Below are 16555 nucleotides of genomic sequence, written 5' to 3' on the forward strand. Positions count from 1 at the left end.
TTTTTTCAACCGCGCGAGACGATAAATTTTGTTTATTATCGATCGCCAACCGATAGGATGACGTAAAGCCGATCGCACCAGCTACACGGGCGGGGTGAAACCAGTTTAATAGCTAAACAAAACAGTAGTTAATTGCAAAGCCTACGCACTTTCTTTGGCCAGCCCAACTGCGAAACTTAATAAAGTTTGCAGCGTCATAAATTCTAAGAAGCAATATCGCACTACGCGCGATGAAAATCGCGATTGCTGCTCCTAACCCGCGAGATCCGCGCTAGAGCCACAACCATTACTTACCATCTATCAAAAAATATGGCTACACTCGAAGGTACCCCCAACAACGATGTTTTAATTGGCTTTCCTGGAACTAACTCGCTCTCGGGCAAACAAGGCGATGATACCCTGTTTGGCGCCGAAGGGGAAGATCGAATCTTTGGCAACCAAGGTAAGGACTACATCTTGGGCAACCAAGCCAATGATACCCTCTACGGCGGCAAAGACAGTGACCTAATTCAAGGCGACGCAAACGAGGATTGGGTGTTTGGGGATAACGGTAATGATACCCTCGAAGGAGGGCAGGGAAACGATGTTGTCCGCGGCGGCAAAGAAAATGATTTGCTATCTGGAAATGAAGGCAATGATGTCCTATTTGGAGATAGCGGTGCCGATACTTTAAGCGGTGGCGATGGTGACGACATTTGTGTCATCAGCCGAGTACAAAATAATTCGGTTAATAACGGCAGTTCTACTCTTGCCAATGCGGACTTGATTACCGACTTTAGCCTGGGTACAGACTTAATAGGACTCGATGGAGGCTTGCAATTTCAAGACTTGAATATCTCTCAAGGAACAGGCGATTTTGCCAGAGATACGATCGTTCGAGATAACGTGACAGGCGAATATCTCGCTATTTTAAAAGATATTAACAGCAGCAGTATTACAGCCGCCAATTTCACCACCTCACTCGCTCCAGTTACCTCAACATCAACCCCCAGTATCTTAGAATTCAGCACCTCTAGCTACAGGGCCGACGAGGGCCCGAGTGGCACTTCCGAAATAGTCGCCACAGTTCAACGCACGGGCAGCACCGAGGGGGCAGTCAGCGTTCAAGTGGAACTAGATACGTCTTCCACAGCTACTGTTAGCGAAGACTACATTAACAATCTGCCAGTTACTATCAACTTTGCCAGCGGCGAATCCTCCAAAACTCTATCAATTCCCATTGTGGGAGATACCATCGTCGAACCAGACGAACAGATTAAAGTGAAATTGGTTAATCCTGTAGGTAGGGTAACTTTAGGAAGTCAGCAAACTGCCAGCTTAACTATTATTAACGATGACCTATTAATCCCCAGTCTCTTAGCATTCAGCACCTCTAGCTACAGTGCCAACGAGGGCAACAGTGGCAGTCCCAATCAAGTTGTCGCCACAGTTCAACGCACAGGCAGCACCGAGGGGGCAGTCAGCGTCCAAGTGGAACTAGATACCTCTTCCACAGCTACTGTTAGCGAAGACTACATTAACAATCTGCCAGTTACTATCAACTTTGCCAGCGGCGAAGAATCCAAAACAGTATCAATTCCTCTTGTGGGGGATACCGTCGTTGAACCAGACGAAGAGATTAATTTGAAATTAGTTAATCCAGTAGGCAGGGGAATTTTAGGAAGTCAGCAAACAGCTAGCTTCACTATTATTAACGATGACATTTTGCCAACGGTCAGCATCGCTGCTATAGATGAGGCAGCAGCAGAAACAGGCAACAATCCAGCCACTTTTCGCATCAGTCGCACTGGTGAGAGTCGCGGCAACTTAACAGTCAGCCTAGCAATAGACGGTAGTAGCAACAATCCAACTAAACCTAGCGACTACACCCTCAGCGGTGGCGGCGTTTCTGTCAACAGTTCAAATGTCAGCGTCACCATCCCGGATGGACAAAATTTTGTAGATGTCAGCCTCACCGCTGTCGATGATATCCAAGCTGAGGCACAGGAGACGCTGAAGCTGAAACTAGCAGAGGGGAATTACCAAGTTGATGCTAACCAAAACAATACTACTATCGCGATCGCAGCCAATGATACTGTAGTTGTCAATAGCAATGACAGCTTGACAGACTACAGTCTGGCAGAAGGTTCGTTTCGACAAGCACTGCTGAATGCTAACGCTTTTGCTGGGAATGATACTATTACTTTCAATCTGCCAGCCGGGCCGCAGACAATCAACCTCACAGGAGTATTACCTGACATTAGCGGCGATGTCACTATTACTAATAGCACTGGTTCTAGCAACCTGACAGTGCGGCGGGATACGGGCGGAGATTACCGGATTTTCAAGGTAAACAATGGAGTCAGTGCGACTTTTGACGGATTCACGATCGCCAATGGTCGTAAATTTGAGGACGGCGCCGGTATCTATAACGACGGTGGCACAGTCAATGTGACTAACGGATTAACGATCACAAATGGTGTTACATTGGGCGACGGCGCGGGTATCTATAACGAGGGTGGCACCGTAAATGTGACTAACGGCACTTTCTCCAACAACCAAGCCTTGTTCAGTCCAGGCAAAGGCGGTGGCATCTTCAACAATAGCGGCACAGTAAATGTGACGAACGGGACTTTCTCAGGCAACCGCGCTACCTCAGGCGGTGGCATCTCTAACAATGGGCCAGGCACAGTCAAAGTAGCAAACAGCACTTTCTCTGACAACGGTGGAGTGCGTTTTCCCTCAGCGTTTCCGCAATCAGTAAATGGTGCTGCCATCTTTAACCAAGGCGGTACTGTGGAGGTGACAAACAGCACTGTTTCTGGCAACAGTGCGGGCGGTGGCAGTGGTGGCGGCATTTATAACCGTGAGGGTGGCACAGTCAAAGTGACGAACAGCACTCTTTCTGGTAACACAGTGGGTGGTCTTTTTGGGTTTGGTTTGCTTGGCGGTGGCATTTATAACGATAACGGCACAGTAGAGGTGACCAACAGCACTCTCTCTGGAAATCAAGCAACCAACGCAGGTGGCAGCGGTGCTGGCATCTATAACAAAGCTGGCACGGTAACCCTGACCAACAGCACTCTCTCGGGCAACATAGCAAACCCCTCCACCACCGACTTTGCTGGCATCATTTTGCCTGCCCCTGGAAGTGGTGGTGGTATATGGAACGGCGGCACGGTGAATGTCAAAAATACTATCATCGCTCAGAACAGTGCCGCCACTGGCCCTGACGTTTTCGGCAGCTTCGCCAGCGGTGGCTACAACTTAATTGGCAACGGTACTGGCAGCACTGGTTTTACTGCACTCGGCGATCGAGTTGGCACTGCTGCTGCACCTATTGACCCCCTACTAAACCCCCTGGCAGATAACGGCGGTTCGACTCAGACTCTGGCACTGCAACCGGGTAGTCCCGCTATTAATGGTGGCGACCCAGCTTTTGTTTTAACGTCTGGACCTTTTATCGGTCCTCCCTTCTACGACCAGCGGGGTATCTCTCCTTTTGATCGCGTTAGCGGGGGAATTATTGACATCGGCGCTTTCGAGTCTCCTCTGGTTCCTTAACGCCTGTAGGATGCGTGGCAATGCCTTTGTTGTCAACTTAAGAGTGACGGCATAACTCAGGCACAGAAAGCAACCCTGTGCGCTTTGGGGGCGATCGAGAATTAAAATTTAGTAGGGTGCGTGACTCTCAATCATCTCACTGGGAATTAAAGAACTCAAAGTCACGCACCTTACTCAATTAGTCCTGGACGCAGAAACCTGTTTTTTTTAGGAAGATACTGCATGGTTAACCTTTAATAAAAGTGACCCACCCAGTTGATAAAGGTATTTATGCGTCCCGGACTATGAATTAAATTAAATCCGGTACTTTAGGTTTGATTCGCCGCTCGTACCAGTTCATTAACGGGGTGGAAGTAATGCCGTGCAAAATCACAGAAATTACGATGGTTGTAAAGGTAATCCAGGCGATTTTTTCGGCTGTCTCGCCTTCCAAACCCTTACCGAAAGCATAGGTAAGGTAATAGATAGAACCGACACCACGAATGCCGAACCAACCGCACAGCAAGCGGTTGGCGGGATGTAAAGCACTGCCTATCGTACTAATCCAAGCTCCAACAGGCCGGATTAAAAAAAGCAACAATCCAGCTACTAAGAGGGAGTATCCTCCATATGCCAACATAGGCTCTAGGCGCAAAAGCGAACCTAATAGTAAAATAGTTGCTATTTCCATTAACTTTTCAATGCGCTCGGTAAAGTGCAGTTGGGAAAGCGGTTTTTCTGGGTTGCGGTAACTCGCCTGCACCACAATTCCTGCTACAAAAACTGCGAGAAATCCGTAGCCGTTGACTACTTCTGTGAGGGAATAGGTGAGCAGAATTGTGCTGAGAGCAAGGAAATCTTCCATTAATTGATCGGCCGGTCGATAGTGTTGGAGTTGGCGATCGATCCAGGTGACGGCTTTAGCTACTAAAATTCCCATAACGATACCTGCGGCGATCGCCCAAATCAAGTCAACTGCTACCCACTGCGAAAACCACTTCGACCAGTTGTTATCTTTTAGCGAATAAATCCCGAAATAAACAAAGGGAAAAGCTAAAGCATCGTTCAAACCGCCTTCCGATGTTAAACCAAAGCGCAATTCATCGCGATCGTCTAGATGAGCTAACTGAACTTCTGAGGCTAAAACTGGATCGGTGGGAGCGAGAATTGCTCCCAGTAAAATCGCCGGGCCCCAATCTAATTTTACAAACCAATGACCGATAGCGGCCACTGCAAAAATAGAAATCGGCATTAAAAAACCGATCAGCCGCACGGTGGAATTCCAAGCCCAAAATTGCAGCGGGCGATTCATTTTTAAGCCGCAACTGAACAGAGAAACAATAACTACAAATTCTGTAAGCCTTTCTAAAAATTGAGCTTCGGGACGCAAGTCAATCAGCTTCACGCCGTAGGGCCCCAATCCGATACCGACAATTAGATAAATTAAGGCATAAGATACAGGCAATCGCGAAATCCATCCGGAACCCAAGGTAACGGTAAGCAGGAGGATGCCAATAACTAGCAAGTTGAGAATGTAATCATCCACCATAGCGATCGCACTTTTAATCAGGTTTAACAAGGGCGATTTTGACACGTAAAAGCTTCTGGCGCATCCGTCGTCCGCTAGATTCAGGTATCCTCCGAAAGTTGGAGTTATTATACGAAATTGTTTATGCTTCTAGCCTGCTCCGGCGGGCTTTGCCTTGGTGCCCCATAAACTCCGTGACTTACAATCGCCCGGAATTGTTTATTTCATTCATCTGGCTAATAACTAATAATTAATGACTAAGGGCTGATGACTAATGACTCAGGACTAATGACTAATTAGAAAGACCACTTTTTTCGGTAGCGATGATGTGCAAATCTACGTGTTTGAGCGCTCGCACTAACTGCTGAGTATTCTATTTTGTCCTCGGGAGTTGCTTCGGCAATGAAGTCGTCAACGTCGGCTTCGTCAGCAATTACTGATGCTGTAATTCGGTTATCTCCGGTCAGCATTATTGTGCGGATGCCCATTTTTCGCAGTTGGTCAAACCGATCGCGAATTCCCGGTTTGATGACATCTTTCAAATAGATAATGCCGTAGGTGTCGCTGCCTGGACAAACGCCTAGAGGTGTGCGCCCAACCCGCGAAACTCGCTCGTAAGCTGCATCGAGATCCGGCCGCCCATTGCCGCCGCGCGATCGCACAAAACCCTTCACCGCGTCCACCACACCCTTGCGAACCTCCGTCCCATCGGGCAAATCCGTGCCAGACATCCGCGTTTTTGCGGAAAAATCAAGCCCCGTGGCGTTGGGGCGATCGAAATCCACCTGTGCGCCCAAATTCTGAGCCAAACCGACGATCGACTTCAATACGGTTCAGTTAATGTTTTTTTGTCATTGCGAGCGAATAACGAAGCAATCGCAGTATCTGTTTTTCACAGAGTTTTGTCTCCATGAGGGTCTTATCTGAACCGTATTGCGATCGACTTTCCCTCTGGAGTATCGTCAAACAGGCTAGCAGCAAGGGCTACACTCGCAACCTCCTCCAGCGAGTGACCGTTTACCGGAATGAACTCCTCGGCTAAACGGTTCCCCAGCGCGATCGTCCCCGTTTTGTCCAAAATCAGCGTATTGCTGTCGCTGCAAGCCTCCACGGCGCGTCCAGAGGTAGCTATCACGTTAAACTGAGCGACGCGATCCATCCCCGCAATGCCGATCGTCGTCGGGATCAGCGCCACCAGCAGCGAAATCAGCGTCACCACGCCCACGGGAGTTTTCACGTAATTGTCGATCGCCCCAATCGTCGATACCACGCTCAAAAACACCAGAGTCAGCAGCGCCAGCAGCGTTGTCAGCGCGATCTCGTTGGGCGTTTTCGACCTTTCGGCCCCCTCCACCAGTGCGATCGTCCTGTCCAAAAACCCCTTACCCGGGTCGGCCATTACCCGCAGCGTCAGTTCATCAGAGAGGACGCGCGTACCGCCGCAAAAATCCTTAATTGAAAGATTGATTGCTGCGGGTGCTCAGGGCTATTGTCTAAAAGGAATTGCGGCGGAAACTTTTGGTTTGGTAATTCGATCGGTAGCGTTGGGCGCTTCTTGGTGGGATAAGGCAGCGACTGGGGAACTTCGGGCGGTTTTTGCTAATCCCGAATCTTTTAAAAATGGGTTGAAATCGGAAGTTTTAGAGAATCCGCTGACGAAGCGAGAACAAGAAATATTAGCTTTAATGGCCGGGGGGAAAACCAATTAGAAGATTGCTCAAATATTGTACATTGCTTCGGGTACGGTGCGAGTTCATGTGTACGCGATTTTGCAAAAGTTAGAAGTGCGCGATAGCACTCAAGGTGCTGTACTGGCAATTCAGAAAGCATTGGTAGCAGAAGAACTGTTAGGCAGTCAATCTTAATGCGGGCAGTTTATAATGATTCAAAACCTCGCTCCCTACCTAAAAATTATGAGTTTTATCAATTGGGTAATTCCAGGTAAAAGATTACTTTAAACAAAAATAATAAAATATTATAATTTTTGTCTACCTAATTTTTCCTTCAATTATGCCATTATCCGATGTATTTTATTCAGAATATGTAGAAGCTAAGCTGTTGCACATTTAAACTCTGATACAAGCATTACCCTTGTTTTGGATTTTTCGCCCCCATTTAGTTATTAATTGCCCTTCATTTAAGAGGATCTGCAATAAATACTCTAGCTCTTCAATTGATTAAACGGGACTTCCCTCATACAAATGTACTAACAGTTTTCAAACTCTTACTCAACAAAGGATGCAACTGTTAAGCTGAAAATTTGTCCCCATTAATAAGTAATAGCTGACGCAGGCGATCGCACTCAATGGTTGTAGATTCAATATAATTGCCGATCGCCAACAGATATGAGTCATCTACATGGGTACACCATTATTGACTCAACAATTGAAACCTTTGTGATGAGATGCTTTTGAGCCTGTGTAAGTATATTGGCAGGGGGAAGTTCCGCCTAAAATTTAACCCCTAGTCGTGACAGTTTGCCTTAGTCCTATAATTGCTAAAAACCGTCAATATCGGTTAAAAACCCCGGTTTATTCGTGGGCGAGTGGGAAAGAATTTAGATATTTTTAAGGAGAGGGAACTGGTGGCAGAAAATTGCTGCTGCCTTTATAACCGGATAAAATAGCCAGTTTTTCCAAAGATTGCCGGCCCGTGTAATATTTACCCCGAATTTCCCAAGTGGGATAAGCTTTAATATTAGCAGCTTTGCACAAATCTGGTTGAGCATCTCTGCCTCTGGGATCGCACTCAATGTAAGTAATGGCGGTAAATGCTTCTTTGCCGAAAAGTTCTTGTTGGGTGTGACAGTGAGGACACCAGTAAGCACCGTACATTCTAGCTTTGATTGTCTGCAAATGGGTTGCTAAAGCGATTTGATCGGGTACGGATTCGCTGCGAATAGGTGGCGCTTCTTGTTCGGTAACAGGCTGTGTGAAAGGGGGAGGAGGAGGGAGGGTTTGTGCTAATTTTTGAGTGGATTTGTTGCTGAAACTGAACTGTGCGATTCTTCCGTCTGCTTTGGTACTGACGAAAATCCCCAAAGTCAGGAAAATGCCGATCGCACAAAAGTTGAATTTGCTTAGTCTCATCTTGGATTTCATCTTGGATTTACTAGGATTTCGCGAGCTTGATTCATAGCCTCTACAGCATTGTTTACCACAAAGATGTTAAATTGTGCTAAACCTTTAAAAAAAAGTTGGCTTTCGGCGCTGTCATTTAACAAGATAACTTGTTTGTTAGCTTTCAGAGCGAGTGCTATTTCCGAAGCAGTGCCCGTGCCCATACCGCAGGCAATTATTACATCTGAAGAAAGAATGTTAATGTTATTTCTAGCGTTTCCCATATCGGTGACAATGGCAATATCTACAGCTTCAGAAATGCCGCGAGTGTCATTTCCCGGAAGGATGCCGACTGTTAAACCGTTAGCTGATTTGGCTCCTTTGTTGGCGGCATCCATGACGCCGACATTTCTACCGCCAGTTAGCAATATCCATCCTGCTTCGGCGATGAGTTGTCCGAGTTGATAGGCGTTTTCTAAGTCGGTTGATGTGGCACTATCGCCGGGGCCCATGATGCCAATGATGATTTTTTTCATAGTTTTGGGCTGGATATGGTGTTATTAATACTTGCTAGTTTGTTTGCACACTATCTACTCTGGATATGGGTGAGAAAGGGATCTCGCTCTTTTTTAACCGCAGATGGACGCTGATTAACGCAGATGTAAGAAGGGATATCGCTCGTTTGATGAATTATGGGCGAGATCCCTTCTGAATTATTAGAAAGGGCTCTCGCTCTTTTTTGACCGCAGATGAATGCAGATTAATGCGGATACAGGATTGGATAATTCGCCTGCGATTTGATGTTTTTGGGGTTATTCTATTTTTTCGATCGCTCCTTCGCAAAACTGAGCCAAATCCTCTAACTTGATATTCCGAAATATGCTGGCGGCGGTAGTGAAAGCTGAAATTGCTTGAGGCTTGTCGCCCTGTGTCGCGTAAGCTGTGCCGATGCAATACCAGACGCGGGCTGTGCTGTATAGATCGTGAATTTGTTCGACTAAAGCTAACGCCTGTCGGTAATGCTCAAGTGCTTCCGGATACTGCTCGTTAGCTAATGCTGCATCGCCGATGGCTTGCAGGGTATAGGCTTTGCCCAGATTCTCTCCTACTTGCTCGTAGAGTTTCAAAGCCGTATCGTAGCGCTCTAGGGCTTCATCACGGCGCTTGAGGAATTGCAAAACATCGCCGATGGCTTTCATGGTATTGGCTTTGCCCAGTTTGGCTCCTACTTGCTCGTAGAGTTTCAAAGCCGTATCGTAGCGCTCTAGGGCTTCATCACGGCGATCGAGGAATTGCAAAACATCGCCGATGGCACGCAGGGTATTGGCTTTGCCCAGTTGGTCTCCTACTTGCTCGTAGAGTTTCAAAGCCGTATCGTAGCGCTCTAGGGCTTCATCACAGCGCTTGAGGAATTGCAAAACATCGCCGATGGCTTTCATGGTATTGGCTTTGCCCAGATTCTCTCCTACTTGCTCGTAGAGTTTCAAAGCCATATCGTAGCGCTCTAGGGCTTCATCACAGCGCTTGAGGAATTGCAAAACATTGCCGATGGCACGCAGGGTATTGGCTTTGCCCAGATTGGCTCCTACTTGCTCGTAGAGTTTCAAAGCCGTATCGTAGCGCTCTAGGGCTTCTTCACGGCGATCGAGGAATTGCAAAACATTGCCGATGGCACGCAGGGTATTGGCTTTGCCCAGATTGAATCCTACTTGCTCGTAGAGTTTCAAAGCCGTATCGTAGCGGGACAATGCCTCCTGCGCTTCATAAAATCGGAAATGGATTCGCCCGAACCAATACACCACATATGCGGCGAAACTCTCTGGCACTCGTTTAGCCTCAACCAGTTCCTGCACGGCTGCTAGCAGCGCCTCCGCTTCCCCCCGACGAAAATTATGGTCTAGACTTGTGATGTAGCGCTTAAACTGACTGCTGCCTGCCTCAAAATCAGCGATCGCAGCGTGATAAATCTGTTCGATCCGATTCGTATTCTCTGCACCAAAATAGTCAACCAGACGCTGGGAAAATTGCTTAAACGCTTCTTCATCGGTTTCCCATAGATGCTTCAGCACCGCCTTCCGAGTCCGTTCGTGGATATTGTGTCCTCTGTCGGCAAACCTTTCCACAAATGGGAGATGCTGGAGTTCCAGATACAGCGCCTCTGCCTGTTGAGCTAAATCTGGCTGTAACGCCGCTAAGATTTTGGCATCAAACCAATGCGGCACGGCGGCAGGCAGCGCCATTGCCCTCAACTCTGGCGACAGCACCGACAGGGAAAGTTCTGCCAGCAGCCAATCCTTTTCTTCCTCCGTCTGCGCCTGTGCCAATCGCGCTAAAAACTCGGCGTTCATTTGTGCTGCCTCGTCTGTGCTGCACCTTCTAACAAGAGAACGACTTGTGCCGGTACACCTCCTACCGCATCGATTAAAACATCAATCTCTTCTTGGCAACTGAAGCAGTCGAAGCCAACGTCCTTAACGTAACCATACCAGGCTTCGCGTTCCATAATCCGATCGAGCTTGCAGCGATGATGCAGGTTTTGCCATTCGATAGTGGGTTGGGGAATAATTTGTCCTGCCACGATCGCAAATAGCTTTGGGTTGAGTGCCACTTCTGCCAAAAACTGACTCTCGATCCATCCTGCCAGTTCTTCCGTCGCACCATTGTATGTATCTAGAATAAATGCGATCGGGCGATCGAACCGTTCTAACTCTTCAAAAAAAACCTGTTGAAGTTGAGTTAAACGATAGTTTCGTTCCTCTGGTGGCACATCGAAAATCACCTGAATTTGGCTGCCTTCTCCCGTCAAACGATTGTTCTGAATCTCAACACCAGAATTGAGAAAGCGATCGATCTCGGCATTAAACTTCGGAAAGCGTTTTTTTCCGAGTACGCGCTGAATCCGGGAAAACACAAAAGCGATACCAGCTTGCGCCCCTTTGAGATCGATTAAAACTGGATGAATTTCCTGGGAACACAGTATCTCAAACCGCCCCATCAAACCCGTTTTCCCATAACCCGACGGTGCTTCAATCAACAAAATCCGTTCTCGCACCTGCCGCCGCAACATCTGTTCAAACAGGTGCAACTCCCGCGTGCGATTCGCAAAGCGCGTCATGGTTGCGTCCCCGAATCGCTATCCCTCGTGCTGATGCTAGAACTCTCTCCAGTTAGTTGATTTCGTTCTACCAAAGCATCCGTAGCTTTGATGCTGCTGAGTTTCCCCTTCAGCCTATTCCCCCGAATCACCGTCTTGGCTGACGAGTTCCCAGACTGGCTTTGTTGAATCAGCAAAATCGAACCCGCTAATGTCAAAACCGCCACTGCCAAAGGAACCCACGGTTTCAAGTTATCCGGCAAATTCGGTAACTGGTTGGTAAAATACCCCACCAACACGGTAATCAACCCAGAGGCCAGGTACAGCAAAAATTGGTTCATAGCAGCACAGGAGCGGTAAAATACTCTCGGTTTTATCTGCACCCTATTGTGACAAAATTCTGGAGATTTTACCGCCACAGAGGAAAGCCCCAAATAAACTTATGCCGGTACGGACCGTGGCGATCGCAATATTCTCAGTCGCAGCGGGTTAAAATTACCTGGAATTGGATAGTACAAATCAAGCTGATTCAATTGAAAAAAAGTTGATTCAGGTGAATTATATCGAGATGCCTCGGCGGTTGAAACCGCTAGCAAGCACGTAGGGTGCGTCAGAGCATTCAAATTTGTTGAAAGCGAAAAATCAATGACTGACGCACCTTACAAGTTGATTTAACTTCTGTCACCCACCTAGGCGGAGTCTAAAAAATCTCTCCAACAATCATTCCCGCCAATATGACAAACCCCACCCAAACATTTTGGCGAAAGATTTGACCGTAAACAAGCTTAGGAATATCCGCATTCCGCAGTTGACTATATTGCAAAAACCACAAAATTGCCGCCGCACAAATTGCCACCCAAAAACCCATGTGCAAGTGCAGATTAATTCCCATTGCCGCTAACAAACCGACTGTCCCAACAAAGAAAAAACCCACAGCATTAGCAGCATTATCCCCGAAAAATATCGCGCTGGAATTCACACCCAAACGCAAATCGTCTTCCCGATCGCTCATCGCATAAACTGTATCAAATCCCATCGTCCAAAACACGACTGCACCCCACAGCAGCCAAGTCGCTAATTCTAATTCGTCAACGGCGGCGCTCCAACTAATTAAAACGGCAAAACCCCACGCAATTGATAACACTAATTGCGGCACTGGAAAGAATCTTTTTGCCAGTGGATAGCAGATAATTACTGGTACGGCGGCGACGCACAGCCAGAAGCTTAAAGGATTGAGATAAAAAGCGAGAATGGCCGCACAAGCAAAGGAAATTAAAGCAACTCCTATTCCAGTTTGCACGGTGAGGGCGCGGGATGCTAGGGGGCGCGATCGCGTTCTTTCTACTTCGGGATCGATATCGCGATCCCACAAGTCGTTGATGACGCATCCAGCCGCACTCGTGGCTAAGGTACCCAACACAATCACACCCACCAATGCTGTCGGCGGCCTCCCGTCGGCTGCTAAAAAGACGGCCCAGAGGGCTGGAATCATTAAAATGAGCCTTCCTGCTGGCTTGTCCCATCTCAAAAGCCTCACGACGGTTAGCAATGTGGATTCGGGTTGGCGATCGGGCTCTTTAAGCATTTCAATTCTAGATTTGATATTTTTAACTCTAGATTTTATCAAATTTTAGGCACAATCACTTACTATCTCTGCTGGGGATGGCACTTCTGCCGAAATTTAAAACAGGTGAAAGTCTTGACCACTCAGCAGTTCCAGATTTTGGCTAATTTAATAGAATGCCTCACTGGATTCGTGAAATAATCATAAATATCTGTCAACCCCGATACACTCCAATGGTTAATTCACTTGCTTCTGCGGAGTCAAATCGCATTATTGCTGCTATTGATATGGGTACTAACTCATTTCACATGGTGGTGGCGCGGATCGATCCGAAATTGCCCGCGTTTACGATTATTGCTAGAGAAAAAGATACGGTTCGGTTGGGCGATTGTGAGATTAAGACAGGCTGCTTGAAGTCCGAGGTTATGGAAAGGGCGATCGCCACTCTGCGCCGTTTTCAAGATATTGCTAAAACTTTCAATGCTGAACAAATTATCGCTGTTGCTACCAGTGCGGTTCGGGAAGCCCCTAACGGGCGAGAGTTCCTCAAACAAATTGCTGAAGAATTAGACCTGAATGTTAGCTTGATTTCCGGTCAGGAAGAAGCACGGAGAATTTATCTCGGCGTTCTTTCGGGTATGGAGTTTAACAATCAGTCGCAGGTGATTATTGATATTGGGGGCGGTTCTACGGAGTTGATTTTAGCAGACAGTTCTGAGGCTCGCTCTCTCACCAGTACAAAAATTGGTGCTGTTCGCTTAACAGGACAATTTGTCAAAACCGACCCGATTAGCAAGGAGGAGTTTGCTTATTTGCAAGCTTATATTCGGATTTCGCTAGAAAGACCGATCGACGAATTGCGCTCTCACTTCAATGCAGGCGAACCTTTGCGCTTGATTGGCACTGCTGGAACCATCGAAACTCTGGCTGCAATTAATGCTCGCGAAAAGTTGGGGACAGTGCCGAGTCCCCTAGCCGGATATCAGTTAAATTTAAAGGATTTGCGCGATTTAGTCAATCGCTTTCGCAAACTTTCATACTCGGAAAGGCTGGCAATTCCGGGAATGTCCGACAAGCGGGCAGAAATTATTTTAGCAGGTGCCTTGATTTTGCAAGAAGCGATGACACTATTAGGAATGGAATCGCTGACGGTGTGCGATCGCTCTTTACGAGAAGGCGTAATTGTTGACTGGATGCTGAGCCACGGTTTGATTGAAAATCGCTTGCGCTATCAAGGTTCCATCCGCCAGCGCAGCATTCTGCACATGGCTGACAAATATCAAGTCAATTTAGAACAAAGCGAAAGAACCGCAGCATTTGCGCTCAAATTGTTCGACCAAACTCAAGGAATTCTGCACTATTGGGGAACCGAAGAACGGGAGTTGCTGTGGGCAGCCGCGATTCTTCACAACAGTGGTTTGTACGTCAGTCATTCGGCGCACCACAAGCATTCTTACTATTTAATTCGCAATGGTGAGTTATTAGGATACACAGAAACAGAGATAGAAGTAATTGCCAATTTAGCTCGCTATCACCGGAAAAATCCTCCCAAAAAAAAGCATGAAAATTTTCTAATTCTGCCTAAAAAATACCGAGAAGTCGTTAGTAAACTTCATCCTTTTCTACGGTTGGCTGTGGCTTTGGACAGGCGACAAATTGGCGCAATTTCTGATTTTAAATGCGAACACCGCCCGGAAGTTCGAGAGTTTCATTTGCGGCTGCAACCGCTCAATCCCGGGGACGATTGCGCTCTGGAAATGTGGAGTTTGGATTATAAAAAGCCTGTTTTTGAGGCTGAGTACAATCTCAAATTAGTGGCAACTTTAGAGCCGACTCTCGTTCCAGTTTAAAGACGAGGTAGAGCCGGGAAACGATAAACTGTAGGGTGTGCAATGTTAGAGAGAGTCTTCGTGGTGAAGAAGACCCTCAAATGCTTGAAATCTCGAAGCCTACTATCGTTAAATCTTTTTCTTTTAAGGGGCGATCGGTAATAAACCTAGTTTATTGCCGATCGCCAGCCGATAGGATGAGGTAAAGTCGGTCGATCGCACCAATACGCTGCTTGAGGGCAGTGCGTACCTACAAACTAGAAGATTGCAAGCGTTCGATCGACTTATATACATACCAGGCTCGGCATTCACGCCAGACAGGGCTGATTATGTAATGCTTACCCGAAGAGGGTAAAATCATTCAGATCGATCGCACTAGCTTGCACTCCATTCAAAGCAGCCAACAGTTGACTGTTCTCACCAAGCCTGATGAAAGCTGCATTAGCGTTTTGGGTAATACTAAGTTGAGCAAAAGTTAGACCGCCCGCTAACACAAACAAATCTTCACCTTTTGTGAAATCAGTAATTAAATCGCTGCCGGAACCTGCTGTTAAAACAAAGCGATCGCGCCCAATTCCGCCGCTGAGAATATCATTGCCCAAACCCCCCATCAGACAATCGTCACCTTTCCCGCCGTAGAGAGTATCGTTGCCCTCATCGCCGCATAGCTTGTCACTAGCGCCGTTGCCAAACATCAAATCATTGCCAGCACCGCCGCACAGGGAATCAGGCTCGCCGTTAAAGTCGATCGCACTCTCTCCTAAAATAGTATCGTCCCCGTCGCCGCCACAAATGCTATCACTCCCGCGATCGCCCAACAGCAGATCGTTGCCACTACCCCCCACCACAACATCATTGCCCTTGCCACCGTAAACCGTATCATTGCCCTCGCCGCCGCTTAGAGTGTCCGCAGCATCTCCCCCATTCAAGAAGTCGTTGCCAGCACCGCCAAACAGCAAATCGCGTCCATTCGAGTCAGGGCTAGACGGGTCAAAACTGCCTCCAAACAAGCAGTCGTTACCCTGATCCCCAACCAGAGTGTCATTGCCTTTGTCGCCCCAAATCAAGTCATCGTCTTTGCCGCCGATCGCCACATCATCGCCCTTACCCGCAAAAATGAGATCGTCGCCGGCGTCGCCGTTGAGGTAATCATTGCCACCGCCACCAAACAGCAAGTCTCTGTCTGCATTCGGGCCAAGGGGGATATTGCTGGGCCGTCCTCCGTAAATATTGTCGTTGCCTTGTTCGCCCAGCAGAATGTCGTCGCCGTTGAAACCGCTGATAACGTCGTTGAGATTGCTGCCGGTGAGGAAGTCGCTGCCGTCAGTGCCATTGAAAGTGCGATCGACTGAATTCGGGCCCGGAATCGAACCGATCGCGGGTAGGGTAATCTGTTCGCAAATGCAATCGGCATCGCCGCCGCCAACGCTGTCAGAGTCAACAGGAGTTCCCGCAGGAGTCGGAGTTCCCGCAGGAGTCGGAGTTCCCGTGGGAGTTGGAGTTCCCGTGGGAGTTGGAGTCCCCGTGGGAGTTGGAGTCCCCGTGGGAGTTGGAGTTCCCGTGGGAGTTGGAGTTCCCGTGGGAGTTGGAGTTCCCGTTGTAGTCGGCGTCGGAGTTCCCGTGGGAGTTGGAGTTCCCGTGGGAGTTGGAGTTCCCGTTGTAGTCGGAGTTCCCGTGGGAGTTGGAGTTCCCGTGGGAGTTGGAGTTCCCGTTGTAGTCGGCGTCGGAGTTCCCGTGGAAGTCGGAGTTGGAGTTCCCGTGGGAGTCGGAGTTGGAGTTCCCGTGGGAGTCGGAGTTGGAGTTGGAGTTTCCGTGGGAGTTGGAGTTCCCGTGGGAGTCGGAGTCGGAGTTTCCGTAGGTATCGGCGTCGGCGTCGGAGTTTCCGTGGGAGTCGGAGTCGGAGTTTCCGTAGGTATCGGCGTCGGCGTCGGAGTTTCCGTGGGAGTCGGAGTCGGAGTT

15 protein-coding genes are annotated in these 16555 nt (G+C 48.1%); 4 read left to right on the forward strand and 11 right to left on the reverse strand.

The features are described 5' to 3' along the window. Nucleotides 1–309 precede the first annotated feature (309 nt). Nucleotides 310–3543: a Calx-beta domain-containing protein gene (locus QUA47_RS16165; RefSeq protein WP_333431492.1), complete on the forward strand. Its 3234-nt coding sequence runs from the start codon at nucleotides 310–312 to the stop codon at nucleotides 3541–3543. Between the two features lie 289 nt (nucleotides 3544–3832). Here the strand turns inward: QUA47_RS16165 and QUA47_RS16170 are convergent, their stop codons facing one another. From QUA47_RS16170 to QUA47_RS16180, 3 genes are all read right to left on the reverse strand, one after another. Continuing rightward, entirely contained in the window at nucleotides 3833–5101 is a 1269-nt protein-coding gene (locus QUA47_RS16170; protein ID WP_333431493.1) for a sodium:proton antiporter, read from the reverse strand. A gap of 245 nt (nucleotides 5102–5346) precedes the next feature. Beyond that, nucleotides 5347–5877 (reverse strand): HAD family hydrolase, encoded by a 531-nt coding sequence (locus QUA47_RS16175; RefSeq protein ID WP_333431494.1) that lies wholly within the window; start codon nucleotides 5875–5877, stop codon nucleotides 5347–5349. A 92-nt stretch (nucleotides 5878–5969) separates the two neighbouring features. Beyond that, nucleotides 5970–6449, reverse strand: coding sequence for a hypothetical protein (locus QUA47_RS16180; protein WP_445302516.1), 480 nt, complete (start codon nucleotides 6447–6449; stop codon nucleotides 5970–5972). A gap of 64 nt (nucleotides 6450–6513) precedes the next feature. Here QUA47_RS16180 and QUA47_RS31010 point away from each other — a divergent pair, with 64 nt between their 5' ends. Together QUA47_RS31010 and QUA47_RS16185 are read left to right on the forward strand one after the other, a co-directional pair. Continuing rightward, nucleotides 6514–6759, forward strand: a complete 246-nt coding sequence (locus QUA47_RS31010; protein WP_445302517.1) for a hypothetical protein — start codon at nucleotides 6514–6516, stop codon at nucleotides 6757–6759. 12 nt (nucleotides 6760–6771) lie between these two features. After that, on the forward strand, nucleotides 6772–6915 hold the full coding sequence (locus QUA47_RS16185; protein ID WP_445302518.1) for a LuxR C-terminal-related transcriptional regulator: 144 nt from the start codon (nucleotides 6772–6774) through the stop codon (nucleotides 6913–6915). A 702-nt stretch (nucleotides 6916–7617) separates the two neighbouring features. Here QUA47_RS16185 and QUA47_RS16190 read toward each other — a convergent pair. From QUA47_RS16190 to QUA47_RS16215, 6 genes are all read right to left on the reverse strand, one after another. Then, nucleotides 7618–8139, reverse strand: a complete 522-nt coding sequence (locus tag QUA47_RS16190) for a hypothetical protein (RefSeq protein WP_333431496.1) — start codon at nucleotides 8137–8139, stop codon at nucleotides 7618–7620. A gap of 8 nt (nucleotides 8140–8147) precedes the next feature. Next, entirely contained in the window at nucleotides 8148–8645 is a 498-nt protein-coding gene (locus tag QUA47_RS16195) for a TIGR00725 family protein (RefSeq protein WP_333431497.1), read from the reverse strand. 276 nt (nucleotides 8646–8921) lie between these two features. Beyond that, entirely contained in the window at nucleotides 8922–10457 is a 1536-nt protein-coding gene (locus QUA47_RS16200; protein ID WP_333431498.1) for a tetratricopeptide repeat protein, read from the reverse strand. Further along, nucleotides 10454–11224 (reverse strand): hypothetical protein, encoded by a 771-nt coding sequence (locus QUA47_RS16205; protein ID WP_333431499.1) that lies wholly within the window; start codon nucleotides 11222–11224, stop codon nucleotides 10454–10456. Before QUA47_RS16205 ends, QUA47_RS16200 begins: the two co-directional genes overlap by 4 nt. After that, on the reverse strand, nucleotides 11221–11544 hold the full coding sequence (locus QUA47_RS16210) for a hypothetical protein (protein WP_333431500.1): 324 nt from the start codon (nucleotides 11542–11544) through the stop codon (nucleotides 11221–11223). Before QUA47_RS16210 ends, QUA47_RS16205 begins: the two co-directional genes overlap by 4 nt. 359 nt (nucleotides 11545–11903) lie before the next feature. Further along, nucleotides 11904–12788 (reverse strand): 4-hydroxybenzoate solanesyltransferase, encoded by an 885-nt coding sequence (locus tag QUA47_RS16215; protein WP_333431501.1) that lies wholly within the window; start codon nucleotides 12786–12788, stop codon nucleotides 11904–11906. Between the two features lie 212 nt (nucleotides 12789–13000). On the opposite strand from QUA47_RS16215, the gene QUA47_RS16220 reads away from it, so the two are divergent. Further along, complete coding sequence (locus QUA47_RS16220; protein WP_333431502.1) at nucleotides 13001–14617, forward strand: Ppx/GppA phosphatase family protein; 1617 nt, start codon at nucleotides 13001–13003, stop codon at nucleotides 14615–14617. Between the two features lie 123 nt (nucleotides 14618–14740). Here the strand turns inward: QUA47_RS16220 and QUA47_RS16225 are convergent, their stop codons facing one another. Both QUA47_RS16225 and QUA47_RS16230 read right to left on the reverse strand, forming a co-directional pair. Further along, nucleotides 14741–14908 carry a hypothetical protein gene (locus QUA47_RS16225; protein ID WP_190658581.1) on the reverse strand — a complete coding sequence of 56 codons (168 nt, stop codon included), beginning with the start codon at nucleotides 14906–14908 and terminating at the stop codon, nucleotides 14741–14743. A 26-nt stretch (nucleotides 14909–14934) separates the two neighbouring features. Continuing rightward, nucleotides 14935–16555: calcium-binding protein (locus QUA47_RS16230; RefSeq protein ID WP_333431503.1), on the reverse strand; the 1621-nt coding region annotated here is incomplete at its 5' end.

The sequence above is a fragment of the Microcoleus sp. MON2_D5 genome, from assembly GCF_036701905.1.
Lineage (GTDB): Bacteria > Cyanobacteriota > Cyanobacteriia > Cyanobacteriales > Microcoleaceae > Microcoleus.